Here is a 24,298-nt window from a genome sequence, read left to right on the forward strand (position 1 = left end):
CCGCCCAGCTCTGCTGGGCCTCGGCGCCGCAGAGGACCGGGGCGACACGCCCGAGCGCGGGGGTCGGTGCGGGAGGAAAGACCAGGCGATAGCCGCGCGACGGGCGGCGACTCGCGCACTTGCCGGCCGTCCTGGGTGACGGGGTCCGGTCGACCAGAGCTCATCTACCAGACGGAGACGTAGTGCCTACGATCCAGCAGCTGGTCCGCAAGGGCCGGCAGGCGAAGACGAACAAGTCGAAGACGCCTGCCCTCAAGGGCAGCCCCCAGCGTCGCGGTGTGTGCACGCGCGTGTACACCACGACCCCCAAGAAGCCGAACTCCGCCCTGCGCAAGGTCGCCCGTGTGCGCCTGTCGTCGGGTGTCGAGGTCACGGCGTACATCCCCGGCGTGGGCCACAACCTCCAGGAGCACTCGATCGTGCTCGTCCGCGGCGGTCGTGTGAAGGACCTCCCCGGTGTCCGCTACAAGATCGTGCGCGGCGCGCTCGACACGCAGGGCGTGAAGAACCGCAAGCAGGCGCGCAGCCGCTACGGCGCGAAGAAGGGCTGAACCGATGCCTCGTAAGGGTCCCGCCCCGAAGCGGCCGCTGATCGTCGACCCCGTCTACGGGTCGCCGGTCGTCACGCAGCTCATCAACAAGATCCTCCTCGACGGCAAGAAGACCGTCGCCGAGTCGATCGTCTACGGCGCGCTCGAGGGCGTGCGCGAGAAGACCCAGCAGGACCCGGTCGTCGTGCTCAAGCGCGCGCTCGACAACGTGCGTCCGTCGCTCGAGGTCAAGTCGCGTCGTGTCGGTGGCGCCACCTACCAGGTGCCGATCGAGGTGCGCCCCGTGCGTTCCACGACGCTCGCGCTGCGCTGGCTCACCGACTACTCGCGCGCTCGTCGCGAGAAGACGATGACCGAGCGCCTCATGAACGAGATCCTCGACGCGTCCAACGGCCTCGGTGCCGCTGTGAAGCGCCGCGAGGACATGCACAAGATGGCCGAGTCCAACCGGGCCTTCGCGCACTACCGCTGGTGATTCCAGCCGGTGCGGCCGGCGCGCGACAGCGTGTGCCGGCCGCACACCGAGCCAACCGACAAGGGGCAGACCAACGTGGCACTTGACGTGCTGACGGACCTCACGAAGGTCCGCAACATCGGCATCATGGCGCACATCGATGCCGGCAAGACGACGACCACCGAGCGGATCCTGTTCTACACCGGGGTCAACTACAAGATCGGTGAGACGCACGACGGTGCGTCGACGATGGACTGGATGGAGCAGGAGCAGGAGCGCGGCATCACGATCACGTCCGCCGCGACGACCTGCTACTGGAAGAACAACCAGATCAACATCATCGACACGCCCGGTCACGTGGACTTCACCGTCGAGGTCGAGCGCTCGCTGCGCGTCCTCGACGGCGCCGTCGCCGTGTTCGACGGCAAGGAGGGCGTGGAGCCCCAGTCGGAGACCGTGTGGCGCCAGGCCGACAAGTACGACGTCCCGCGCATCTGCTTCGTCAACAAGATGGACAAGCTGGGTGCGGACTTCTACTTCACGGTGAAGACGATCGTGGACCGCCTCAAGGCCAAGCCGCTGGTCCTCCAGCTGCCCATCGGCTCCGAGAGCGACTTCATCGGCGTCGTGGACCTGGTCGAGCAGCGTGCGCTCGTCTGGCGCGGTGAGACCGCGCTCGGCGAGAAGTACGAGGTCGAGGACATCCCGGCCGACCTGGTGGAGAAGGCGGAGCAGTACCGCGCCGAGCTCATCGAGGCCGTCGCCGAGACCGACGAGGCGCTGCTCGAGAAGTACCTCGGTGGCGAGGAGCTCACGGTCGCCGAGATCAAGGCGGGCATCCGCAAGCTCACGGTCGCGTCCGAGGCCTACCCGGTGCTGTGCGGCTCGGCGTTCAAGAACAAGGGCGTCCAGCCCATGCTCGACGCCGTGATCGACTACCTGCCGACGCCGCTGGACGTGCCGGCCGTCGAGGGCCACGACGTCAAGGACCCCGAGGTCGTCATCGAGCGCCACCCCGACGCGTCCGAGCCGTTCGCGGCGCTCGCGTTCAAGGTCGCCGCGCACCCGTTCTTCGGCAAGCTCACCTACGTCCGCGTGTACTCGGGCAAGGTCGAGCAGGGCGCCCAGGTCCTCAACGCGACCAAGGGCAAGAAGGAGCGCATCGGCAAGCTGTTCCAGATGCACTCCAACAAGGAGAACCCGGTCGGCGAGGCGCAGGCGGGGCACATCTACGCCTTCATCGGCCTCAAGGACGTCACGACCGGTGACACGCTCACCGACCCGAGCGCGCCCGTCGTGCTCGAGTCGATGACGTTCCCCGAGCCCGTCATCGACGTCGCGATCGAGCCGAAGACCAAGGGCGACCAGGAGAAGCTCTCCATCGCGATCCAGAAGCTCGCCGAGGAGGACCCGACGTTCCGGGTCAAGCTCGACGAGGAGACCGGCCAGACGGTCATCGGCGGCATGGGCGAGCTCCACCTCGACATCCTCGTCGACCGCATGCGTCGCGAGTTCAAGGTCGAGGCCAACGTCGGCAAGCCGCAGGTCGCGTACCGCGAGACGATCCGTCGCAAGGTCGAGAAGCTCGACTACACGCACAAGAAGCAGACCGGTGGTTCGGGCCAGTACGCGAAGGTCCAGGTGACCTTCGAGCCGCTGGAGTCCGACGAGGGCGAGCTGTACCAGTTCGAGAACGCGGTCACCGGTGGCCGCGTCCCGCGCGAGTACATCCCGTCGGTCGACGCCGGTATCCAGAGCGCGATGCAGCTCGGCGTGCTCGCGGGCTACCCGCTCGTGGGCATCAAGGCGACGCTCATCGACGGTGCGGCGCACGACGTCGACTCCTCGGAGATGGCGTTCAAGATCGCCGGCTCGATGGTCCTCAAGGAGGCGGTCCGCAAGGCCGACCCGGTTCTTCTCGAGCCGGTCATGGCCGTCGAGGTCCGCACCCCCGAGGACTACATGGGTGATGTCATCGGCGACCTGAACTCGCGCCGCGGCATGATCCAGTCCATGGAGGACGCGACGGGCGTGAAGGTGATCCGCGCCCAGGTGCCGCTCTCCGAGATGTTCGGGTACGTCGGTGACCTGCGGTCGAAGACCCAGGGTCGTGCGGTGTACTCGATGCAGTTCGACAGCTACGCCGAGGTTCCTCGTAACGTGGCCGAAGAGATCATCAAGAAGACCCGGGGCGAGTAAGTCCCACAGGTCGAAACCTGTAGTTCCATCACACAAACCGACCCGTGGGGCCGCACGTCCTGCCGGTACCTTCCGGTACCTGCAGCCGGGCAGTCTCTACCAAGTCCTGAGGAGGACACCTAGTGGGCAAGGCGAAGTTCGAGCGGACGAAGCCGCACGTCAACATCGGGACCATCGGTCACGTCGACCACGGCAAGACGACGCTGACCGCCGCGATCTCGAAGGTGCTGCACGACAAGTACCCCGACCTGAACCCCTTCACGCCGTTCGACGAGATCGACAAGGCGCCGGAGGAGAAGCAGCGCGGTATCACGATCAACATCGCGCACGTCGAGTACCAGACCGAGAAGCGTCACTACGCGCACGTCGACGCCCCCGGTCACGCCGACTACATCAAGAACATGATCACGGGTGCGGCGCAGATGGACGGCGCCATCCTCGTGGTCGCGGCGACGGACGGCCCGATGGCCCAGACGCGTGAGCACGTCCTGCTCGCCCGTCAGGTCGGCGTGCCCTACCTGCTCGTGGCGCTGAACAAGACCGACATGGTCGACGACGAGGAGATCCTGGACCTCGTCGAGATGGAGGTGCGCGAGCTCCTCACGTCGCAGGGCTTCCCCGGCGACGACGTCCCGGTGATCCGCGTCTCGGGCCTCAAGGCGCTCGAGGGCGACCCCACCTGGGTCAAGTCGGTCGAGGACCTGCTCGACGCCGTCGACGAGAACGTGCCGGACCCGGTGCGTGACATCGACAAGCCGTTCCTCATGCCGATCGAGGACGTCTTCACGATCACCGGTCGTGGCACCGTCGTGACGGGCCGCGTCGAGCGCGGTCAGCTCAAGGTGAACGAGGAGGTGGAGATCGTCGGCATCAAGGAGAAGGCGATCAAGACCACGGTCACCGGCGTCGAGATGTTCCGCAAGCTGCTCGACTACGCCGAGGCCGGCGAGAACGTCGGTCTGCTCCTGCGCGGCACGAAGCGCGAGGAGGTCGAGCGCGGCCAGGTCGTCGTCAAGCCCGGCTCGATCACGCCGCACACGGAGTTCGAGGGCCAGGTCTACATCCTGGCCAAGGACGAGGGTGGCCGTCACAACCCGTTCTACGGGAACTACCGCCCGCAGTTCTACTTCCGCACGACGGACGTCACCGGCGTCATCACGCTGCCCGAGGGCACCGAGATGGTCATGCCCGGTGACAACACCGAGATCCACGTGAACCTCATCCAGCCCATCGCGATGGAGGAGGGCCTCGGCTTCGCCATCCGCGAGGGTGGCCGCACCGTCGGCTCGGGCCGCGTCACGAAGATCCTCAAGTGATCCGAGCCCTTCGGGGCTGATCGCACCACGCAGGGCCCGGGAGCTTCGGCTCCCGGGCCCTGCGCGCGTCCCGGCCCCGTCTCCGCCCTGCCCCGCGGGGCGGAGAAGAGGTGCCGGTCAGGGCCGTCCAAAACGTTTCACCCCACGGGTGTTTCGTCCGGATCCCTCGCGTGCGCGCGGCGCGCGCGATTAGCGTCCTGCGCATGTCCGCTGAGCTCCCTCCGCCGCGTGACGCGGCCGGCCGTCGCGACGCCGCGACCGCCGTCGACACGCCCCCCTCCTCCCCGTCCTTCGACTCGGTCGTCGCCTCCTCGGCGTCGGGCCCCGCACCCGCCGGGCGCGGCAAGGTCGTCGGCTGGGTGGTCGGCATCGCCATCGCCGTCGTCCTGGGCATCGGCGCCTACGCCGTGCTGGGCGGTGGCTCCGACGACGACGCGGCCGGCGACGACGCCGACGCCGCCACGAGCGCCTCGATCGCACGCGGCGACGCGACCTCCGCGCAGCTGCGCATCGAGGGCTCGGTCGGCACGGTGCAGCTGAGCGCGGACGCGCCGGCCGACAAGCTGCTCACGCTGGGTGCCACCGGCGCCGACGCCGCCGCGCAGGCCACCGAGGGCAGCCCGGCGGTGGCGACGCTCTCCGGCGAGTCGTCGACCGTGCAGGTCGCCCCGGACGCCCAGTGGTCGGTCGTCCTCGACGTGCAGACCGACACCGTCTCCGGTGACCTCTCGGCGGCGGAGGTCGCCGAGCTGCGGGTCGTCGCGGGCACCCGGTCGGTCGACGTGCACCTGGGTGAGCCGACGGGCACGTCCGTGATCAACCTCGAGGCCGGCCTCGGATCGTTCCTGCTCACCGTGCCCGACGGGGTCGGGGTCAAGGTCGTCGTCCAGGGCGGCGCCGGCCAGGTCATGATCGACGACGTGACCGAGAACTCGGTCACGTCGGGCTCGACGTTCACCACCGAGGGCTTCGTCGAGGCGGACCCGCACTACGTCGTCGAGGTGCCGAGCGGCGTCGGGACGCTCACGGTGCACCACGGCTGAGCACGCGCCCGCTGGGCACGAGCCGACCGCGCACGAGCCTGCTGAGCACGAGCCGGCCGAGCGCACCCCGCGCAGGTCGCAGGAGCCGTCCACCACCCCCGGGGCGTGGGCGGCTCCTGCGCATGCCCGGCGACGGGAACCCCGCACCCGCCGCACGGTGCCGGTGGGGCTCGGGGTGCTCGTCGTCGCGCTCGCAGCGGTGGTCGCCGTGACCGTGCTCGACGGCGACGATGCGCCGCGCGCCTGCTCCCGCACCGCCGAGGCGCCCACCGGTGGGACGGTGCGGACGGTCGCGCAGGGGGCGCAGCTCGCCGTCGGTGACGCGCGGCTCGGGGTCGGGGGACTGTCCGACGACGGGTGCACCGTCACGACGTTCGGCGACGTGGCGTCGCTCGAGGTGGTGCGGGGCCGCCCGCGCGCTGCCGTGGAGTGAGTCCGAGGTCACGACCGGGCCCGGTTGGAGTTCGACGGCCTCGTCTGGCACACTGTTCAGGTTGCCCGCTACGGGTGTGCCTTCGTGTGCGCCTGAGGCAGGGCAGACAGACGTGGCGAACCGCGTCAGCCCCGGGGTCCACCCGGTGGTGGCGGTTCGACGACAACCACCGATCCTGTACCGCACGGTACGCAGCGCCCTGGTGCGTCGCTCAACGCGACACGCCCGAGCGCGGGGGTCGGACAGGACTGGTTCGAAGAGAGAGAAGTAGAGGACGCCATGGCGGGACAGAAGATCCGCATCCGGCTCAAGTCCTACGACCACGAGGTCATCGACAGCTCGGCGCGCAAGATCGTCGACACGGTGACTCGCGCTGGTGCGTCGGTCGTGGGTCCGGTGCCGCTGCCGACGGAGAAGAACGTCTTCTGCGTCATCCGGTCGCCCCACAAGTACAAGGACAGCCGCGAGCACTTCGAGATGCGTACGCACAAGCGGCTGATCGACATCATCGACCCCACGCCGAAGGCCGTCGACTCGCTCATGCGTCTCGACCTGCCCGCGGACGTGAACATCGAGATCAAGCTCTGATCGCTGGGAAGGAACTGATCCTCATGGCTACCCAGCAGAACGCGCGCCCCGTCACGGCGCTGCTCGGCCGCAAGCTCGGCATGACCCAGCTGTGGGACGAGGCCGGTCGCCTCGTGCCCGTCACGGTCGTCGAGATCGGCACGAACGTGGTGACGCAGGTCCGCTCCGCTGAGGCTGACGGCTACGCGGCTGTCCAGCTGGCCTTCGGCCAGATCGACCCGCGCAAGGTCACCAAGCCGCTCAAGGGCCACTTCGAGAAGGCGGGGGTCACCCCCCGTCGGCACGTGGCTGAGATCCGCACGTCGAACGCGGCCGAGTTCACGCTCGGCCAGGAGCTCGACGCGACCGTCTTCGAGGCAGGCCAGCTCGTCGACGTCATCGGTACCACCAAGGGCAAGGGCACCGCCGGTGTCATGAAGCGTCACGGCTTCTCCGGCGTGAGCGCGTCCCACGGTGCGCACCGCAACCACCGCAAGCCGGGCTCGATCGGTGGCGCGTCGACGCCGTCGCGCGTGTTCAAGGGCCTGCGTATGGCCGGTCGGATGGGCGTCGCCCGTCAGACCACCCAGAACCTGACCGTGCACGCGGTCGACGCCGAGCGGGGCCTCCTGCTCGTCAAGGGTGCCGTCCCCGGCCCCAAGAACGGCGTCGTCGTCGTGCGTACCGCTGTGAAGGGTGCGTGACCTCGATGAGCGACACGCTGACCGTCGACGTCCTGGACCCGAAGGGCAAGAAGGCCGGTACGGCCGACCTGCCCGGTGAGGTCTTCGACGCCCCGACCAACGTCCCGCTGATCCACCAGGTGGTCGTCGCGCAGCTCGCGGCGGCTCGCCAGGGCACTCACGACACCAAGACGCGTGGTGAGGTCCGTGGTGGCGGCAAGAAGCCGTACAAGCAGAAGGGCACCGGTCGCGCCCGTCAGGGCTCGACGCGTGCTCCGCAGTTCGCCGGCGGTGGCACCGTCCACGGCCCGCAGCCGCGTGACTACTCGCAGCGCACCCCCAAGAAGATGAAGGCCGCGGCGCTCCGCGGTGCTCTCTCGGACCGCGCCCGCGCCGGTCGCGTGCACGTCGTCTCCGGCTTCGCGCCGGGTGAGGCCCCGTCGACGAAGGCCGCTCTCGCGGTGCTCGACAACCTCACCGTGCGTCGCCACGTCCTCGTGGTCGTGGAGCGCTCGGACGAGATCACGTGGAAGTCGCTGCGCAACGTCGAGCGCGTGCACCTGCTCGTCGCGGACCAGCTCAACACCTACGACGTCCTCGTCTCGGACGACGTCGTCTTCACGCAGGGCGCGCTCGACGCGTTCCTCGCGGGCCCGGTCAAGGGTGCGAAGGCGACGGCGACCTCGACCGAGGCCGAGGAGGAGTCCAAGTGACCAACGTCGGCAAGGACCCCCGCGACATCCTGATCGCGCCGGTGGTCTCCGAGAAGAGCTACGGCCTGCTCGACGAGGGCAAGTACACGTTCCTCGTCGACCCGCGGGCGAACAAGACCGAGATCAAGATCGCCGTCGAGCAGGTGTTCGGCGTGAAGGTCGACTCGGTCAACACCGCCAACCGTCAGGGCAAGGCCCGCCGGACCCGTTTCGGCATCGGCCGCCGCAAGGACACGAAGCGTGCGATCGTCACCCTCCGCGAGGGAACGATCGACATCTTCGGTGGTCCGGTCGGCTGAGAAGGACTGAGGACTCATGGGTATCCGTAAGTACAAGCCGACGACGCCGGGTCGCCGTGGCTCGAGCGTGGCCGACTTCGTCGAGATCACGCGCTCCACGCCGGAGAAGTCGCTCGTCAAGCCGCTGACCAAGTCGGGCGGCCGCAACAACACGGGTCGTGTGACGACGCGTCACCACGGTGGCGGGCACAAGCGCGCCTACCGCGTGATCGACTTCCGTCGTCACGACAAGGACGGCGTGCCGGCCAAGGTCGCGCACATCGAGTACGACCCCAACCGCACCGCGCGCATCGCGCTGCTGCACTACGCGGACGGCGAGAAGCGCTACATCATCGCGCCGAACAAGCTGTCGCAGGGTGACGTCGTCGAGGCCGGTGCCGGCGCCGACATCAAGCCCGGCAACAACCTGCCGCTGCGCAACATCCCGACCGGTACGGTCATCCACGCCATCGAACTGCGGCCCGGCGGCGGTGCGAAGATCGCCCGCTCGGCCGGGACCTCGGTGCAGCTCGTCGCGAAGGACGGCCCGTACGCGCAGCTGCGCATGCCGTCCGGCGAGATCCGCAACGTCGACCTGCGCTGCCGCGCCACGATCGGCGAGGTCGGCAACGCCGAGCAGTCGAACATCAACTGGGGCAAGGCCGGCCGCATGCGCTGGAAGGGCAAGCGCCCGACCGTCCGCGGTGTCGCCATGAACCCGATCGACCACCCGCACGGTGGTGGTGAGGGCAAGACCTCCGGTGGCCGCCACCCGGTGAGCCCGTGGGGTCAGGCCGAGGGCCGTACCCGCCGTCCGAACAAGCCGAGCGACAAGCTCATCGTGCGCCGTCGGCGCACCGGCAAGAAGCGCTGATAGGAGCCCGAGAGAATGCCTCGCAGCCTCAAGAAGGGCCCGTTCGTCGACGGCCACCTCCAGAAGAAGGTCGACGTCCAGAACGAGGCCGGCACGAAGAACGTCATCAAGACGTGGTCGCGTCGTTCGGTCATCACGCCGGACTTCCTCGGCCACACCTTCGCCGTCCACGACGGCCGTAAGCACACCCCGGTGTTCGTGACGGAGGCGATGGTCGGGCACAAGCTCGGCGAGTTCGCCCCGACGCGCACGTTCCGCGGCCACGAGAAGGACGACCGGAAGGGTCGTCGCCGCTGACCCCCGGGTCAGCAGGTGACGCCCTGACGGCAGAGACAGGAGCAGACACGATGGAAGCCAAGGCGAAGGCGCGGTTCGTCCGCGTCACGCCCCAGAAGGCCCGACGCGTCGTCGACCTCATCCGTGGCAAGCAGGCCGGGGAGGCCGTGGCGGTGCTGAAGTTCGCGCCGCAGGCGGCCGCGGAGCCCGTCCTCAAGACGGTGCAGTCGGCGATCGCGAACGCGGTCGAGGGCGCCAAGCGCAACAGCCAGCGTCTCGACGAGGCCAACCTCTACATCTCGGAGGTCTTCGTCGACGAGGGCCCGACCCTGAAGCGGTTCCGTCCGCGTGCGCAGGGTCGCGCCAGCCAGATCCTCAAGCGCACGAGCCACATCACCGTGGTCGTCGCGGAGCGTGAGACGAAGGGACGGTCCTGACAGTGGGGCAGAAGGTCAACCCGCTCGGGTACCGCCTGGGCATCACCACCGATCACCGCTCGCGGTGGTTCGCCGACTCGACCAAGCCGGGTCAGCGCTACCGCGACTACGTCCGTGAGGACGTCCAGATCCGCAAGCTCATGAGCACGGGTCTGGAGCGCGCGGGCATCGCGAAGGTCGAGATCGAGCGCACGCGTGACCGCGTCCGCGTCGACATCCACACCGCCCGCCCGGGCATCGTCATCGGGCGTCGTGGCGCGGAGGCCGACCGCATCCGCGGCGAGCTCGAGAAGCTCACGGGCAAGCAGGTCCAGCTCAACATCCTCGAGGTCAAGAACGCCGAGCTCGAGGCTCAGCTGGTCGCCCAGGGCATCGCCGAGCAGCTCGCGAGCCGCGTGTCCTTCCGCCGTGCGATGCGCAAGGGCATCCAGTCCGCGCAGCGCGCCGGCGCCAAGGGCATCCGCGTGCAGGTCTCCGGCCGTCTCGGCGGCGCGGAGATGAGCCGCACGGAGTTCTACCGCGAGGGTCGTGTGCCGCTGCACACGCTCCGCGCGAACATCGACTACGGGTTCTTCGAGGCCCGCACGACGTTCGGTCGCATCGGCGTCAAGGTGTGGGTCTACAAGGGCGACATGACCGAGAAGGAGTACGCCCGCGAGCAGGCGAGCGCCGCTCCGCGTCCGTCGCGTGGCCCTCGTGGCGACCGCGGCGACCGCGGTGACCGTGGCCCGCGTGGTGGCGGTCGTCGTGAGCGCGAGGCGCAGGCTCCGGCCGCCGCCGAGGCTGCTGTCGAGGTCAACCCCGAGGCGACCCCTGAGACCGGAACGGAGGCCTGAGCCGTGCTGATCCCGCGCAGGCTGAAGCACCGCAAGCAGCACCACCCGAAGCGCTCCGGCGCGGCCACGGGTGGCACCACGATCTCGTTCGGCGAGTACGGCATCCAGGCTCTCGAGCCCGCCTACGTCACGAACCGCCAGATCGAGGCTGCTCGTATCGCGATGACCCGCCACATCAAGCGTGGCGGAAAGGTCTGGATCAACATCTACCCGGACCGCCCGCTCACGAAGAAGCCCGCCGAGACCCGCATGGGGTCCGGCAAGGGTTCGCCCGAGTGGTGGATCGCCAACGTCAAGCCCGGCCGAGTGATGTTCGAGCTCGCCGGCGTCCCGGAGCCCCTGGCGCGCGAGGCCATGCGCCGCGCGCAGCACAAGCTCCCGATGAAGACCCGTTTCGTGGTTCGCGAGGGTGGTAACTGATGGCTATCGGAACCAAGGACCTGGCTCCCAGCGAGCTGGACGCCTTCGACGACGAGAAGCTGGTGAGCGAGCTGAAGAAGGCCAAGGAGGAGCTGTTCAACCTCCGCTTCCAGTCCGCGACCGGCCAGCTCGAGAGCCACGGGCGTCTGAAGGCCGTGCGCCGCGACATCGCGCGGATCTACACCATCCTGCGCGAGCGTGAGCTCGGCATCCGTACCGCGCCGACCGCGAGCGAGTGAGGCTGGACATGACCGAGAAGCACACCACCGCCACGGCCGAGCACCGCGCGTACCGCAAGACGCGCCGGGGCTACGTCGTGAGCGACAAGATGGACAAGACCGTCGTGGTCGAGGTCGAGGACCGGGTCAAGCACCCGCTCTACGGCAAGGTCATCCGCCGCACCTCCAAGGTGAAGGCGCACGACGAGCAGAACACCGCCGGCATCGGCGACCTGGTCCTCATCATGGAGACCCGCCCGCTCAGCGCGACCAAGCGCTGGCGCCTGGTGGAGATCCTGGAGAAGGCCAAGTAAGATCACGCGGCTTCGGCTGCGTGGAACGACCGCCGTCCGGCGGTCATCACAGTTGCCCACGGGCGGCGGGGAAGTCCGGTTCGAGAGCTCGGGCCGGCTCCCCGCCGCGACGTGTGCATCACGGCAACTATCCGTTCGGCCAGGCTCGGCGCGACGTGGGAACGCGGCGTGACCGAGAACCCGCCAGACGACAGGAGTAGGTAGATGATCCAGCAGGAGACGCGGCTTCGCGTCGCCGACAACACGGGTGCCAAGGAGATCCTCTGCATCCGTGTGCTCGGCGGTTCCGGCCGCCGCTACGCCGGGATCGGCGACGTCATCGTCGCCACCGTCAAGGACGCCATCCCCGGCGGCAACGTCAAGAAGGGCGACGTCGTCAAGGCGGTCGTCGTGCGCACCCGCAAGGAGCGCCGCCGCCCGGACGGCTCGTACATCAAGTTCGACGAGAACGCGGCCGTGATCCTCAAGAACGACGGGGAGCCCCGCGGCACCCGCATCTTCGGCCCCGTGGGCCGCGAGCTGCGCGACAAGAAGTTCATGAAGATCATCTCGCTGGCTCCGGAGGTGCTCTGACCATGGCGAAGATCAAGAAGGGCGACCTGGTGGTCGTCATCTCGGGCCGTGACAAGGGCAAGCAGGGCCGTGTGCTCGAGGTCCTCACGCAGACCCAGCGCGTCGTCGTCGAGGGCGTCCAGCGCGTGCAGAAGCACGTCAAGGCCGGCCAGACGGCTCGTGGCACCCGCACGGGTGGCATCGAGACGGTCGAGGCGCCCATCCACATCAGCAACGTGATGCTCGTGGACCCGGAGACCAAGAAGGGCACCCGGGTCGGCTACCGCACCGAGCAGGTCGAGCGCGACGGCCGCACGCGGAACGTCCGTGTCCGCGTCGCCAAGCGCTCCGGGAAGGACGTCTGACATGACCGAGACGACGATCCAGGCTCCGGCGCTGCCCCGCCTCAAGACCAAGTACAACGACGAGATCCGTGCCGCGCTGCGTGAGCAGTTCGGCCACGAGAACATCAACCAGGTCGCGCGCCTGGTGAAGGTCGTCGTGAACATGGGTGTGGGCGAGGCCGCCAAGGACTCCAAGCTCATCGAGGGTGCGATCCGCGACCTGACCCAGATCACGGGTCAGAAGCCGCAGGTCACCAAGGCCCGCAAGTCCATCGCGCAGTTCAAGCTGCGTGAGGGCATGCCGATCGGCGCGCACGTCACGCTGCGCGGCGACCGGGCCTGGGAGTTCCTCGACCGCCTGCTGTCGACGGCGCTGCCGCGCATCCGCGACTTCCGCGGCCTGTCGCCCAAGCAGTTCGACGGCAACGGCAACTACACGTTCGGCCTCGTGGAGCAGTCCGTGTTCCACGAGATCGACCAGGACAAGATCGACCGCGTCCGCGGCATGGACATCACGGTCGTCACGACGGCGGGCACCGACGACGAGGGACGCGCGTTCCTCAAGCTCCTCGGCTTCCCGTTCAAGGAGGACTGACCCCATGGCGAAGACCGCTCTGATCAACAAGGCGAACGCCAAGCCGAAGTTCGCGGTGCGTGGGTACACGCGCTGCCAGCGCTGCGGCCGTCCGCACTCGGTGTACCGCAAGTTCGGCCTGTGCCGGATCTGCGTGCGGGAGATGGCCCACCGCGGCGAGCTCCCCGGCGTCACCAAGAGCAGCTGGTAATCCGTTCGCGACACCCCCAGTCGGTAGGTCCCGTGCCGCCCAGCGGCCCGGGATACCCCGGCAGAAAGGCTGACAAGCCATGACCATGACCGACCCGATCGCAGACTTCCTGACGCGTCTGCGCAACGCGAACTCGGCGCACCACGACTCGGTGACGATCCCGTTCTCGAAGCTCAAGTCGCACATCGCGGAGATCCTGCAGGCCGAGGGTTTCATCCAGGGCTGGAAGGTCGAGGACGCCCCCGTGGGCAAGAACCTCGTCGTCGAGCTCAAGTACGGCCCGAACCGCGAGCGTGCGCTCGCCGGCGTCAAGCGCGTGTCCAAGCCGGGCCTGCGCGTGTACGCCAAGTCCACCAACCTGCCGAAGGTGCTCGGCGGCCTCGGCGTGGCGATCCTGTCCACGTCCTCGGGCCTCCTCACCGACAAGCAGGCCGCCAAGAAGGGCGTGGGTGGGGAAGTCCTCGCCTACGTCTGGTGAGCTGAGACCAGGAAAGGAGCAGAATCCATGTCCCGCATCGGACGGATTCCCGTCCCGGTCCCGGCCGGGGTGGACGTCACCATCGACGGCGCCGTCGTGACCGTGAAGGGCCCCAAGGGGACCCTCACGCACACGGTCGCCGCGCCCATCGAGGTCAAGCAGGAGGACGCGACGCTCGTCGTGACGCGTCCCGACGACGAGCGCAACTCGCGCTCGCTGCACGGCCTCACCCGCACGCTCCTGGCCAACCTGGTCACGGGTGTGACGGAGGGCTACACCAAGAAGCTCGAGATCGTCGGCACCGGTTACCGCGTGACCGCCAAGGGCTCGGACCTCGAGTTCGCGCTGGGCTTCAGCCACCCCGTCGTCGTCACGCCGCCGGAGGGCATCTCCTTCGTCGTCGAGGCGCCGACGCGCTTCTCGGTGCAGGGCATCGACAAGCAGCAGGTCGGCGAGGTCGCCGCGAACATCCGCAAGATCCGCAAGCCCGAGCCGTACAAGGGCAAGGGCGTGCGCTACGCGGGCGAGAACGTGCGCCGCAAGGTCGGAAAGGCTGGTAAGTAAGCCATGGCGATCAGCATCAAGGGCAAGGGCAAGGCGATCTCGCGCAAGCGTCGTCACCTGCGTCTGCGCAAGAAGGTCACCGGCACCGCGGCCCGTCCGCGTCTCGTCGTGACGCGCTCCGCGCGCCACATCACCGCTCAGGTCGTCGACGACGCGATCGGCCAGACCGTCGCGTCGGCCTCCACGCTCGAGGCGGACCTGCGCGCGACGGACGGCGACAAGACGGCCAAGGCGAAGAAGGTCGGCGAGCTCGTCGCCGAGCGCGCCAAGGCCAAGGGCGTCGAGGCGGTCGTGTTCGACCGCGGCGGCAACAAGTACCACGGTCGTGTGGCCGCGGTCGCCGACGGTGCCCGCGAGGGCGGCCTGGCCCTGTGACGACGACGAACCGGAAGAAGAGGACTCACTGATGGCTGCTCCTGCACGCAGCAACACCGGTGCTCAGGGCACCGGCGGCGAGCGCCGCGACGGCGGTCGTCGTGACGGAGGCCGTCGCGGCGACGCGGCGGAGAAGAGCGCGTTCCTCGAGCGCGTCGTGACGATCAACCGTGTGGCCAAGGTCGTCAAGGGTGGTCGCCGCTTCAGCTTCACCGCGCTCGTCGTGGTGGGCGACGGTGACGGCACGGTCGGTGTCGGCTACGGCAAGGCCAAGGAGGTGCCCGCGGCGATCGCCAAGGGTGTCGAGGAGGCGAAGAAGAACTTCTTCCGCGTCCCCCGCATCCAGGGCACGATCCCGCACCCCATCACGGCCGAGTCGGCTGCCGGCATCGTCCACCTGCGCCCCGCGGCGCCCGGTACCGGTGTGATCGCCGGTGGTCCGGTGCGTGCGGTGCTCGAGTGCGCCGGCATCCACGACGTCCTGAGCAAGTCGCTCGGCTCGTCGAACGCGATCAACATCGTCCGGGCGACCGTGGCGGCGCTGCGTGGTCTCGAGGAGCCTCAGGCCGTGGCCGCGCGCCGTGGCCTGCCGCTCGAGCACGTCGTGCCCGCCCCGCTGCTGCGGGCGCAGGCCGCCGGCCAGGCCGCCAAGGCCGCCGAGAAGGTGGGTGCGTGATGGCCCGCCTCAAGGTGACGCAGAAGCGCTCCGGCATCGGTGGCAAGCAGAACCAGCGCGACACGCTCCGCACGCTTGGTCTCAAGCGCATCGGCGACGTCGTCGTCAAGGAGGACCGTCCCGAGATCCGCGGCATGGTGAAGACCGTGCAGCACCTCGTGGTGGTCGAGGAGGTCGAGTGACCATGGCTGACGAGACGAACGAGGTGACCGAGGCGCAGGACGCGCCGAAGGCCACCAAGAAGGCCCCGGCCAAGAAGGCGACGGCTGCCGCCGCCGAGAAGGCGCCCGCGAAGAAGGCGTCCTCGAAGGCTGCGGCGAAGGACGAGGCGGCTGCTGCCGCCCCGGCCGCCGCCGCGAAGAAGGCCCCGGCCGCCAAGTCCGCCGCTGCCAAGAAGGCGGCGGAGGACGCGGCGAAGCCGGGTGCCGGTGGCACGCTCAAGGTGCACCACCTGCGTCCGGCCCCGGGCGCCAAGACCGCGAAGACCCGTGTGGGCCGTGGTGAGGCGTCGAAGGGCAAGACCGCGGGCCGTGGCACCAAGGGCACCAAGGCCCGCTACCAGGTCCCGCAGCGCTTCGAGGGTGGCCAGATGCCGCTCCACATGCGCCTGCCGAAGCTTCGCGGCTTCAAGAACCCGTTCCGTGTCGAGTACCAGGTCGTCAACCTGGACAAGCTCTCGGCGCTGTACCCGGACGGTGGCGACGTGACGGTCGCCGACCTGGTCGCCAAGGGCGCGGTCCGCAAGGGCCAGCCGGTCAAGGTGCTCGGCACCGGCGACATCACGGTCAAGGTCTCCGTGGCTGTCGACGCCCTCTCGGCGTCCGCCAAGGAGAAGATCGTGGCGGCCGGCGGGTCGGTCCAGGAGGACTGACCTCGCGACGAGATCGCTGCAGCGGGCGGTCCTGGGAGAGATCCCGGGGCCGCCCGCTTCGTCGTGCCCGGGGCCCCTCGCCGCGGGCCGCGTGCGCGGCGTGGGCGTGGCAGTCGGCTGACCTGCGTCATCACCGCGGTGCCGTGTGCATCCGGGTTCGTCCTGCGGTGCCCGGAGAAAGGGTGAGGTGCTGCCACCCAGGGGCAGTCCCGGTCCCACCTTCGTACCTTCAGGTCGCTCGTCCAACTCCCGATCACCGGTGCGGGCCCGCCCGGGTCCGTGCCCGGAGGAGGGTTGTCGATGAGCTCGCGGCTGATGCGTGCGGCGTGGACGGTGGTGGCCGTGCTCGTCGTCGCCGCCGCCGGCGTCGCGGTGCAGCCGGCCGCACCGGCCCGGTCGGCGGTCGGCGACGCGAGCTCGTCCAGCGGGTCGGGCGCGCCCGTCCGGGCGACCACGGGCAGCGGGCTGTACCGGGACCGCATCCTGTGGGTCAACTGGGGAGCCCAGGGCGCGTCGCTCAACGCGACGAGCACCACGGTGTGGACGTACCTCCAGGTGGGCGACCTCACGCGTCTCGAAGTGCAGTGCACGCTCAGCGGCCGCAGCGGGGACTCCCTCCAGGCGTACCGCTCGGGCCAGTGGGGCGCGGACGGTCTGCAGGTGCTCTACAACACGCCCGCCAACGACCTGGTGAACGGCATCGGCACGGTGAACCAGGGTGTCGCCGCCACGTTCAACGTGGGCTGCGGGACGGCCCGGCTCGCGACGTACGCGTCGTCGGCCTTCACGGGGGCGCCGACGTCCACCGCAGCGGTCACGCTGTCGGGCCTCGTGTTCGCCGACGCCGAGTCGACGAACGGCGGCGAGTTCACGCGCGCGACGCCGACGCCGAGCACGGCGACCTGGCGGATCCTCGACGTCTACCCGGGGACGTGCTCGGCGACCTACCGGGTGCAGCGCGACAACGCGAACCGGCTGACGCTCGGCTCGTCTGCGGAGTGCTCAGCGCCTGGACGTTCGGCGACCGCCGTGGCGTTCGCCGACGGTGCGACGACGCTCGCGGTGAGCCTCGAGGGCTCGGGACTCGCCGCCGCGGCGTTCGGCGTCGTGTTGGGGGTCGACTACGGCGACGCCCCGGCCTCATACGGCCTCGGGGGCGGAGTCGTGCAGCCGACGTGGTCGGGCGGCAGCCCGCCGGTCAACAGCATCTTCAACACGTGGACCACGCTCGCGAGCAACGGGTCGGTGTCCTTCACCCGTGCCGTGCTCGGACCGCCGGCGACCCGCCTCGGACCGAACGCCGTCCCCGAGCTGCTGCCCGCGTCGTCGGCCGACGCCTCGGGTGACACGCCCGACGAGGACGCGCTCGCGGCGGCGTTGGCGGACATCACCTACGTGCGCGGCGTGACGACGACGTACGCCGTCGCGAACATCCGGTGCGCCGCCGACGGCGCGACCACGTACGTGCGCGGGTGGCTGGACTGGAACCGCAACGGCCAGTTCGACGCGGGCGAGGCGTCCAGCGCGGACGCCACCTGCACGTCGACGACCTCGACCAACGTCACGCTGAGCTTCGCCGTACCGAGCACCGTGCCCGAGGGGCAGGCAGCCGGGGGCGACCGGACGTTCCTGCGTCTGATGGCCTCGAGCGTCCAGGCGCAGCTCGCACCCACCGGGTTCACGGCGCGCGGCGAGGTCGAGGACTGGCCGGTGCGCCTGCGGGTCCCGCGCCTCCAGGTCACCAAGACGGCGAACGCGACGGTCATGCCGGCCGCGGGCGGGGTGGTCACGTACACGGTCGTCGCGACGAATGTCGGCAACGGCTCCTACACGGCTGCGACGCCGGCGCGCGTCTACGACGACCTGACGGCCGTCACGGACGACGCGACGCGCGGCACCGTGACGTCGAGCCCGACGGGCGTGACCGTGTCGGGCCAGCTCGTCTCGTGGTCCGGTGCGCTGGACCCCGGCGCGTCGGTGACGCTGACGATCCCGGTCACCGTGCTCGCGACCCCGGGGGACCGTGTGATGACCAACGTCGCGCGCGTGTCCCACACGGTGCTCGCGGCGGGTTCGGTGACGTGCGCCGCGGGGTCGTCCGACGAGGCCGCGCAGCTCTGCGCGCGCCACGTCCTGTACCGCTCCGAGGTCCGCGTGACCAAGGAGGCGTTCACGAGCGCGGCGTTCACGACGCCGATCACGTCCGGCGCGTCGCTCGCGCCGGGGACGACCGTCTACTGGCGCTACACGGTGCAGAACACCGGCTCGGCGCCGCTCACGGACGTGGTGCTCACCGACACGGCGACGGACACCCGCACCGATGCCGGCGGCACGACGTCCGCCACGACCTCCCCGGTCATCTCCTGCCCGGGGACTCCCACGGTCACGCCAGGCACGAGCGTGACGATCTCCTCCCTCGCGGCCGGCGCCAGCCGGGTGTGCACCGCCACCGCGCCGGTCGGCGTGCTCTGACCGGATCCAGACCGCCCGAGCCCGGACGGACTGCGGCCCCTCGCGGGGCGAACCCTCCACAGAAAGGCACGACCATGAAGAACAAGACGAAGGGCGTCATCGCCGGGCTCGCCGGTCTCGCGCTCCTGTCCGGCGGCACGACGTTCGCCCTGTGGTCCGACTCGGACTCGATCCCGGGCGGCACGATCACCAACGGTGAGCTCGGCGTGTCGGCCACGAGCGTCGGCTGGTTCGACGTGTCCCCGGACCGCACGGACGTCACGGTCGCCGCGACGCCCGTGACCGAGCTGGCCGGCCACACGGTCGACCTGCAGACGTGGCGCATGGTCCCGGGTGACGTCGCCGAGGGCACGTACGGCCTGGACGTCACGCTCGTCGGCGACAACCTCGTCGCGAACCTCGACGTCACGAGCTCGGGCGGCACGACGCCCCTGCCCGAGGGCTTGGTCGTCTCCTACCAGGTGTTCGACGCGGACGGCACCGACGTGACCGCCGGCGTGCTCGACGGCACCTCGACGACGCTGCGGTTCGCCGCGCCGCGCACCGGCCAGGCCGCGGGCGCCCCGGTGAACACCGGCACGGTCGTCGTCGACGGCACGACCGCCGCCGACCTGTTCGTGGTCGTCACCGCGGACTGGTCCGCCGAGGCGAGCGACACGACCGACGACTCGACGATGAACGCGGCGACGGCGCTGAAGAACCTGGCCGTCTCGCTGCAGCAGGACCGCAGCGGCGCCGACTTCAGCTGACCGCGCAGGTGGGCGGGGCGTTCGCGTCCCGCCCACCTCCCGCCCACCTCCCGCCCTGACGAGCACGAGGAGCCCCGATGACCGCACGACGACACGACAGCGCGCTGTCCGGTGTGCTCTCCGTCCTCATGTGGGCGGTGCTGCTGGTCGTCGTGGCGGCGGTCGCGGTGCTCGTCGTGGTGCCCAAGGCGCTCGGCGGCACCACCCTCACCGTGCTCACCGGCTCGATGGAGCCGACGTTCGCGCCGGGCGACGTCGTCGCGGTGCGGACCGTGCCCGACCCGGCCACCGAGGTCCACGTGGGGGACGTCGTGACGTTCCAGCCGGTCTCGGGCGACCCGACGCTCGTCACGCACCGGGTGGTCGCCAAGCGCATCAGCGCCGCAGGGACGACGTTCGTCACGCGCGGCGACGCGAACGGGGCGGACGACGACCCGATCGAGCCCGCGCAGATCCAGGCGGTCGCGGTGTACTCGGTGCCGTGGGTGGGCCACGTGTCGCTGTGGCTCGGCGAGCGCAAGGGCCTGGCCGTCGCGCTCGTCGCGGCTGCGCTGCTCGGGTACGCCGCGGTGATGATCCTGCGCCCCGAGCGGCGCACGCGCGACGACGAGCCCACCGCCGACACGCCCGCTGACGACGAGCGCGCCCCCACGGGCGAGGTGGAGGGCGCCCGATGAGGACCCGGCGCCCCGTCTCCCTCGCCGCCGCGGCCCTCCTCGTCGCGGGTGCCGCGGCGGGGCTGACCTATGCGCTGTGGGGCGCCGGCGTGACCGTCGCCGCCTCCGTGGTGCGCAGCGGCACCCTGGACCTGGCGCTCGTCGGGACGCCCACCTGGACCGAGACGAGCCCGGACGTGAGCCCGGCGCACGCGGTGGCGACGAGGCCGGACGGGATTACCGCCGACCACCTCGCGACCCCCGGCGACTCGTTCCGTGTCGTGCAGCGCTTCCGCCCGGTGCTCCAGGGCGACAACCTCGCGGCGCGCCTGCGCGTCAGCTGGGACTCCGCACCCGCGCTGCTGCCCGCGGGCGGCGTGACGGCGACGTACACCGTCAGCCGTCCGGACGGCGTCACGTCCGCCGCGGTGCCGGTCGGCACGCCGACCCTGCTGCCGGGCGCACCGGACAACCTCACGGCTGCCGAGGTGGCGGCGTGGGGGACCGCGACGTGGGCGGTGACGGTGACGCTCACGTACTCGGGCGCGGACGTGATGGTCGCGGACACCGCGATCGCCTCGGCGCCGACGACCGGGCTCGGCACGGTCGTCGTGACGTGGGAGCAGGTACGCGACGGCGACGGGTTCTCGCCGTGACGCGCGCGACGACGGCCGCGGTCGTGGGGCGCGTGCGCCGCGCGGTGCGGCGGCGGGACGTCGCGGTCGTCGCGGTCGTCGTGCTCGTCGCGGCGCTCGTCGGCGTCGGGACGGGCGGGACGCTCGCGCTGTGGCGCGTGTCCGTGACCGGGACGCAGCGCATGCCCGTGGGGGTGACGGTGTTCGGCGCGGGCGCGCCCGGCAGCCCGGTCTTCGCGACGACGAGCACGCCCCTCGACGCGTCGCGCAACCGCGGCTCGGTGACGTACACGATCCCGGCGGCCGCGACGACGACGCTCTACAACAACAACAGCCTCAGCGGGGGAGCGGTCGCGATCCCGCTGCAGGTCCGCAGCCTCGCGCAGGGGCATCGCGGCCTGGCGTACACGCTGACGGTCGACACCGCGGGCGGCGTGTTCGGCGCGTCGCAGGTCAGCACGTACCGCGTCGCGTCGGCGGCGGCCTGCACGACGAGCCTGACGGGCGCGGGTGCGACGCTCGCCTCGACCCCCTGGACCTCGGCGTACACCGCGTCGACGACGCCCAGCGACGAGTACTGGTGCCTCGTCGCGCGCTACGGGCCGACCCGCTGGACGCACACCGACACCGCGCAGGTGACCGCGACGGGCCCCGCCGGGACGGTGTCCGGGGCGTCGTCCGCGTGGACGTCGACGGCCGCCCGCACGTTCGTCGTCGCGGCGGAGCCCGTGCACACCGTCACGTTCACGTTCACGACCTTCCGGACCACGCCGTGAGGCGCGCGACGAGGGTGCTCGCCGCGGTCGCCGCCGGTCTCACGCTGGCGGTGACGGCCCCGGCCGCCGCCGCGGTGGCCGACGACGAGCTGGGCGTCGGCTGGGCGGGCCCGACGGTCTCGCTCGCGTGGGACGGCACGACGCAGAGCACCGCGACGACGAGCTTCGTCGGGGTGCCCGTCTCCGTGCCCGGTGACCAGGCGCGCCGCACCCTCGTCGTGCGCAACGACGGGCCGAGCGCGGGCCGGCTGACGGCGTGGCTGGTCGACGTCGACCTCGACGCGCCCGCGGGGAGCACCACGACCTTCTTCGACGACGTGCGCCTGCGGTGGGACGGCGGCGAGCGCTCGCTGCAGGCGCTCGCGGATGCGGGCCGCACCCGCATCGCGAGCCGCGTCCTGGCGCCGGGCGAGTCGACCCGGCTGACGGTCGGGTACGTCTTCGACGTCGCCGCGACCTCGGGGAACGGCACGCACGAGGGACGCCTCGAGGCGTCCTTCGACGTGCTGCTGCACCTCGCGGACGTCGCGGTCGCACCCACGCCGGACCCCACGGTCGAGCCCACGCCCGGGCCCGGCCCGAGCCAGGACGGGATCGCCCCGACGCCGGCGCCGTCACCCGCGGCCACGCCGGGACCGGGGCGGACGCCGCCGCTCGCCCGGACGGGGGCGGACGTCCTGTTCCTGGGCACGTGGGCCGTGGCGTGCGCCACAGGGGGCATACTGCTCCTGCTCGTCGCGCGTCGGCGGCGGCGGGCACGCGTGTAGCGAAGGCGCTCACCCGCGAAGAACCGAGCTCGGTGAGGTTGCAGGTAGTCTTGCCTGCGGCCATCGCCGGGTGGCTGACGACTGCCGCACGAGCGGCTACCCAGGAGGACAGGTGCTAGGCGCATTCGTGCGGGCGTTCCGGACGCCCGACCTGCGGCGGAAGCTGCTCTTCACCATCGGGATCATGGTGGTGTTCCGCATCGGATCCTTCCTGCCCACGCCCGGGGTGTCCTACCCCAACGTGCAGCAGTGCATCGACGAGATGGGCAGCGGCAACGACCTGCTGGGGCTGGTGAACCTCTTCAGCGGTGGAGCGCTGCTCCAGCTGTCGGTGTTCGCGCTCGGGATCATGCCGTACATCACCGCGAGCATCATCGTGCAGCTGCTGCGCGTGGTGATCCCGCGGTTCGAGGAGCTGCACAAGGAAGGGCAGTCGGGTACCGCGAAGCTCACGCAGTACACCCGCTACCTGACCATCGCGCTCGCGGTCCTGCAGTCGACGACGGTCATCACCATCGCGCGCAGCGGCCAGCTCTTCGCCGGCTGCACCGTCGACGTCATCCCGGACTCGGCGTGGACGACTCTCGTGATCATGGTCATCACGATGACCGCGGGCACCGGCCTGATCATGTGGCTCGGCGAGCTCATCACCGAGCGTGGCGTCGGCAACGGCATGTCGCTGCTGATCTTCACGTCGATCGCGGCCAGCTTCCCGACGGCCATGTGGTCGATCGCGGGTGGCAACAACGGCCTCACGAAGTTCGTCGTGGTCCTGGCGATCATCGTCGTGGTCGTCGCGCTCGTCGTGTTCGTCGAGCAGAGCCAGCGCCGCATCCCGGTGCAGTACGCCAAGCGCATGGTGGGCCGCCGCATGTACGGCGGGTCGAGCACCTACATCCCGATCAAGATCAACATGGCCGGCGTCATCCCGATCATCTTCGCGTCGTCGCTGCTGGCGATCCCGGGGATCATCGCGCAGTTCGGCGATCAGACCACCGAGTGGGTCCGCTGGGTCTCGGTGAACGTCGCCGCTCAGGACGCGCCGCTGCACCTCGCGCTGTACGTCGTGCTGATCATCTTCTTCTGCTACTTCTACACGGCGATCACGTTCAACCCGGACGAGGTCGCGGACAACATGAAGAAGTACGGCGGCTTCATCCCCGGTATCCGCGCCGGTCGCCCGACCGCCGACTACCTGAGCTACGTGATCTCGCGCATCACCGCGCCTGGCTCGCTGTACCTGGCGGTCGTCGCGCTGATCCCGACGATCGCGTTCATCATGCTCGACGTCGGCCAGAACATCCCGTTCGGCGGCTCGTCGATCCTGATCGTCGTCGGCGTCGGCCTCGAGACCGTCAAGCAGATCGAGTCGCAGCTGCAGCAGCGGCACTACGAAGGGTTCCTCCGATGAGCACGCGTCTGGTCCTGCTCGGCCCGCCCGGAGCGGGCAAGGGCACGCAGGCGGCACGGCTCGCCGAGCGTCTCGCGGTCCCCGCGATCTCGACGGGCGACATCTTCCGCGCCAACATCAAGGGCGGCACGGAGCTCGGCCGCAAGGCGCAGGAGTACTCGTCGCGGGGCGCCTTGGTGCCCGACGAGATCACGAACGCGATGGTCCGTGACCGACTCGCGCAGGACGACACCGCGGGTGGGTTCCTGCTCGACGGCTACCCCCGCAACGTCGCCCAGGTCGCCGAGCTCGACGCGATCCTCGCGGACGCCGGTCTGTCCCTCGACCTCGCGGTCGAGATCACCGCGGACCCCGAGGTCGTCGCGGAGCGCCTGCTCAAGCGCGCCGAGATCGAGGGTCGCGAGGACGACACCGAGGACGTCATCCGCCACCGGCTCGACGTCTACGCCGAGCAGACCGCCCCGATCTCGGACGTCTACTCGCAGCGCGGCCTGCTGGCGCGCGTCGACGGCATCGGCGAGGTCGACGAGGTCACGGAGCGCCTGCTCGTGGCGATCGGCTCGACCGCCCGCTGA

At 70.3% G+C, this 24,298-nt stretch carries 35 protein-coding genes; all 35 read left to right on the forward strand.

The window, feature by feature from the left end; genetic code table 11:
- The first annotated feature begins 182 nt into the window (after window positions 1–182).
- The 35 genes from rpsL (at window position 183) to ACT17Q_RS04070 (ending at window position 24,298) form a co-directional block, all read left to right on the forward strand.
- Entirely contained in the window at window positions 183–551 is a 369-nt protein-coding gene (rpsL, locus tag ACT17Q_RS03900; RefSeq protein WP_013882841.1) for a 30S ribosomal protein S12, read from the forward strand.
- A gap of 4 nt (window positions 552–555) precedes the next feature.
- Window positions 556–1,026, forward strand: a complete 471-nt coding sequence (gene rpsG / locus ACT17Q_RS03905; RefSeq protein WP_048342519.1) for a 30S ribosomal protein S7 — start codon at window positions 556–558, stop codon at window positions 1,024–1,026.
- Window positions 1,027–1,101: 75 nt separating this feature from the next.
- Window positions 1,102–3,204: an elongation factor G gene (gene fusA / locus ACT17Q_RS03910; RefSeq protein WP_094180759.1), complete on the forward strand. Its 2,103-nt coding sequence runs from the start codon at window positions 1,102–1,104 to the stop codon at window positions 3,202–3,204.
- A gap of 122 nt (window positions 3,205–3,326) precedes the next feature.
- Complete coding sequence (tuf, locus tag ACT17Q_RS03915; RefSeq protein ID WP_094180758.1) at window positions 3,327–4,520, forward strand: elongation factor Tu; 1,194 nt, start codon at window positions 3,327–3,329, stop codon at window positions 4,518–4,520.
- 203 nt (window positions 4,521–4,723) lie between these two features.
- Window positions 4,724–5,563, forward strand: coding sequence for a hypothetical protein (locus ACT17Q_RS03920; protein ID WP_444664859.1), 840 nt, complete (start codon window positions 4,724–4,726; stop codon window positions 5,561–5,563).
- A gap of 163 nt (window positions 5,564–5,726) precedes the next feature.
- Window positions 5,727–5,996, forward strand: a complete 270-nt coding sequence (locus tag ACT17Q_RS03925) for a hypothetical protein (RefSeq protein WP_444664861.1) — start codon at window positions 5,727–5,729, stop codon at window positions 5,994–5,996.
- A 279-nt stretch (window positions 5,997–6,275) separates the two neighbouring features.
- Complete coding sequence (rpsJ, locus tag ACT17Q_RS03930; RefSeq protein ID WP_013117879.1) at window positions 6,276–6,584, forward strand: 30S ribosomal protein S10; 309 nt, start codon at window positions 6,276–6,278, stop codon at window positions 6,582–6,584.
- Window positions 6,585–6,607: 23 nt separating this feature from the next.
- Window positions 6,608–7,267 carry a 50S ribosomal protein L3 gene (gene rplC, locus ACT17Q_RS03935; protein WP_094180755.1) on the forward strand — a complete coding sequence of 220 codons (660 nt, stop codon included), beginning with the start codon at window positions 6,608–6,610 and terminating at the stop codon, window positions 7,265–7,267.
- A 5-nt stretch (window positions 7,268–7,272) separates the two neighbouring features.
- Window positions 7,273–7,959 carry a 50S ribosomal protein L4 gene (rplD, locus tag ACT17Q_RS03940; protein ID WP_094182299.1) on the forward strand — a complete coding sequence of 229 codons (687 nt, stop codon included), beginning with the start codon at window positions 7,273–7,275 and terminating at the stop codon, window positions 7,957–7,959.
- Entirely contained in the window at window positions 7,956–8,258 is a 303-nt protein-coding gene (gene rplW / locus ACT17Q_RS03945) for a 50S ribosomal protein L23 (RefSeq protein WP_048342528.1), read from the forward strand. The genes rplD and rplW overlap by 4 nt, the downstream gene beginning before the upstream one ends.
- A 16-nt stretch (window positions 8,259–8,274) precedes the next feature.
- Window positions 8,275–9,111, forward strand: a complete 837-nt coding sequence (gene rplB, locus ACT17Q_RS03950; RefSeq protein WP_094180754.1) for a 50S ribosomal protein L2 — start codon at window positions 8,275–8,277, stop codon at window positions 9,109–9,111.
- Window positions 9,112–9,126: 15 nt separating this feature from the next.
- Window positions 9,127–9,408, forward strand: a complete 282-nt coding sequence (gene rpsS, locus ACT17Q_RS03955) for a 30S ribosomal protein S19 (RefSeq protein ID WP_013882860.1) — start codon at window positions 9,127–9,129, stop codon at window positions 9,406–9,408.
- Window positions 9,409–9,458: 50 nt separating this feature from the next.
- A complete protein-coding gene (gene rplV / locus ACT17Q_RS03960; RefSeq protein WP_094180753.1) occupies window positions 9,459–9,824 on the forward strand; it encodes a 50S ribosomal protein L22 in 366 nt (121 codons plus the stop codon).
- Window positions 9,825–9,826: 2 nt separating this feature from the next.
- Window positions 9,827–10,660 (forward strand): 30S ribosomal protein S3, encoded by an 834-nt coding sequence (gene rpsC, locus ACT17Q_RS03965; RefSeq protein WP_094180752.1) that lies wholly within the window; start codon window positions 9,827–9,829, stop codon window positions 10,658–10,660.
- Window positions 10,661–10,663: 3 nt separating this feature from the next.
- Complete coding sequence (rplP, locus tag ACT17Q_RS03970) at window positions 10,664–11,080, forward strand: 50S ribosomal protein L16 (RefSeq protein ID WP_094180751.1); 417 nt, start codon at window positions 10,664–10,666, stop codon at window positions 11,078–11,080.
- Complete coding sequence (gene rpmC / locus ACT17Q_RS03975; RefSeq protein WP_094180750.1) at window positions 11,080–11,319, forward strand: 50S ribosomal protein L29; 240 nt, start codon at window positions 11,080–11,082, stop codon at window positions 11,317–11,319. Before rplP ends, rpmC begins: the two co-directional genes overlap by 1 nt.
- Before the next feature lie 8 nt (window positions 11,320–11,327).
- Window positions 11,328–11,612, forward strand: a complete 285-nt coding sequence (rpsQ, locus tag ACT17Q_RS03980; RefSeq protein WP_094180749.1) for a 30S ribosomal protein S17 — start codon at window positions 11,328–11,330, stop codon at window positions 11,610–11,612.
- Between the two features lie 204 nt (window positions 11,613–11,816).
- On the forward strand, window positions 11,817–12,185 hold the full coding sequence (rplN, locus tag ACT17Q_RS03985) for a 50S ribosomal protein L14 (protein WP_013882866.1): 369 nt from the start codon (window positions 11,817–11,819) through the stop codon (window positions 12,183–12,185).
- A 2-nt stretch (window positions 12,186–12,187) separates the two neighbouring features.
- Entirely contained in the window at window positions 12,188–12,529 is a 342-nt protein-coding gene (gene rplX / locus ACT17Q_RS03990; RefSeq protein ID WP_094180748.1) for a 50S ribosomal protein L24, read from the forward strand.
- A gap of 1 nt (window position 12,530) precedes the next feature.
- Entirely contained in the window at window positions 12,531–13,103 is a 573-nt protein-coding gene (gene rplE / locus ACT17Q_RS03995) for a 50S ribosomal protein L5 (RefSeq protein WP_094180747.1), read from the forward strand.
- Window positions 13,104–13,107: 4 nt separating this feature from the next.
- Entirely contained in the window at window positions 13,108–13,293 is a 186-nt protein-coding gene (locus ACT17Q_RS04000) for a type Z 30S ribosomal protein S14 (RefSeq protein WP_048342538.1), read from the forward strand.
- 79 nt (window positions 13,294–13,372) lie between these two features.
- A complete protein-coding gene (gene rpsH, locus ACT17Q_RS04005) occupies window positions 13,373–13,771 on the forward strand; it encodes a 30S ribosomal protein S8 (RefSeq protein WP_094180746.1) in 399 nt (132 codons plus the stop codon).
- A gap of 27 nt (window positions 13,772–13,798) precedes the next feature.
- Entirely contained in the window at window positions 13,799–14,335 is a 537-nt protein-coding gene (gene rplF, locus ACT17Q_RS04010) for a 50S ribosomal protein L6 (RefSeq protein ID WP_094180745.1), read from the forward strand.
- 3 nt (window positions 14,336–14,338) lie between these two features.
- A complete protein-coding gene (gene rplR, locus ACT17Q_RS04015; RefSeq protein ID WP_094180744.1) occupies window positions 14,339–14,710 on the forward strand; it encodes a 50S ribosomal protein L18 in 372 nt (123 codons plus the stop codon).
- A gap of 31 nt (window positions 14,711–14,741) precedes the next feature.
- Window positions 14,742–15,386 (forward strand): 30S ribosomal protein S5, encoded by a 645-nt coding sequence (gene rpsE / locus ACT17Q_RS04020; RefSeq protein ID WP_094180743.1) that lies wholly within the window; start codon window positions 14,742–14,744, stop codon window positions 15,384–15,386.
- Window positions 15,386–15,568, forward strand: coding sequence for a 50S ribosomal protein L30 (gene rpmD / locus ACT17Q_RS04025; RefSeq protein WP_094180742.1), 183 nt, complete (start codon window positions 15,386–15,388; stop codon window positions 15,566–15,568). Before rpsE ends, rpmD begins: the two co-directional genes overlap by 1 nt.
- 2 nt (window positions 15,569–15,570) lie before the next feature.
- On the forward strand, window positions 15,571–16,257 hold the full coding sequence (rplO, locus tag ACT17Q_RS04030; RefSeq protein ID WP_094180741.1) for a 50S ribosomal protein L15: 687 nt from the start codon (window positions 15,571–15,573) through the stop codon (window positions 16,255–16,257).
- 300 nt (window positions 16,258–16,557) lie between these two features.
- Window positions 16,558–18,729 (forward strand): CshA/CshB family fibrillar adhesin-related protein, encoded by a 2,172-nt coding sequence (locus tag ACT17Q_RS04035; protein ID WP_444664869.1) that lies wholly within the window; start codon window positions 16,558–16,560, stop codon window positions 18,727–18,729.
- Window positions 18,730–18,803: 74 nt separating this feature from the next.
- Window positions 18,804–19,478, forward strand: coding sequence for an alternate-type signal peptide domain-containing protein (locus tag ACT17Q_RS04040; protein WP_444664871.1), 675 nt, complete (start codon window positions 18,804–18,806; stop codon window positions 19,476–19,478).
- 77 nt (window positions 19,479–19,555) lie between these two features.
- Window positions 19,556–20,155 (forward strand): signal peptidase I, encoded by a 600-nt coding sequence (locus tag ACT17Q_RS04045; RefSeq protein ID WP_444664873.1) that lies wholly within the window; start codon window positions 19,556–19,558, stop codon window positions 20,153–20,155.
- Window positions 20,152–20,790 carry a hypothetical protein gene (locus tag ACT17Q_RS04050; RefSeq protein ID WP_141322353.1) on the forward strand — a complete coding sequence of 213 codons (639 nt, stop codon included), beginning with the start codon at window positions 20,152–20,154 and terminating at the stop codon, window positions 20,788–20,790. The genes ACT17Q_RS04045 and ACT17Q_RS04050 overlap by 4 nt, the downstream gene beginning before the upstream one ends.
- The gene (locus tag ACT17Q_RS04055; protein WP_444664875.1) at window positions 20,787–21,545 is read left to right on the forward strand and encodes a hypothetical protein; all 759 of its coding nucleotides are present in this window, start codon (window positions 20,787–20,789) and stop codon (window positions 21,543–21,545) included. Before ACT17Q_RS04050 ends, ACT17Q_RS04055 begins: the two co-directional genes overlap by 4 nt.
- Complete coding sequence (locus ACT17Q_RS04060) at window positions 21,542–22,312, forward strand: hypothetical protein (protein WP_444664877.1); 771 nt, start codon at window positions 21,542–21,544, stop codon at window positions 22,310–22,312. The genes ACT17Q_RS04055 and ACT17Q_RS04060 overlap by 4 nt, the downstream gene beginning before the upstream one ends.
- A 112-nt stretch (window positions 22,313–22,424) precedes the next feature.
- Window positions 22,425–23,723 carry a preprotein translocase subunit SecY gene (gene secY, locus ACT17Q_RS04065; RefSeq protein WP_444664878.1) on the forward strand — a complete coding sequence of 433 codons (1,299 nt, stop codon included), beginning with the start codon at window positions 22,425–22,427 and terminating at the stop codon, window positions 23,721–23,723.
- Complete coding sequence (locus ACT17Q_RS04070; protein WP_268533333.1) at window positions 23,720–24,298, forward strand: adenylate kinase; 579 nt, start codon at window positions 23,720–23,722, stop codon at window positions 24,296–24,298. Before secY ends, ACT17Q_RS04070 begins: the two co-directional genes overlap by 4 nt.

This window comes from Cellulomonas sp. CW35 (assembly GCF_052378485.1).
GTDB classification, from domain to species: domain Bacteria; phylum Actinomycetota; class Actinomycetes; order Actinomycetales; family Cellulomonadaceae; genus Cellulomonas; species Cellulomonas uda.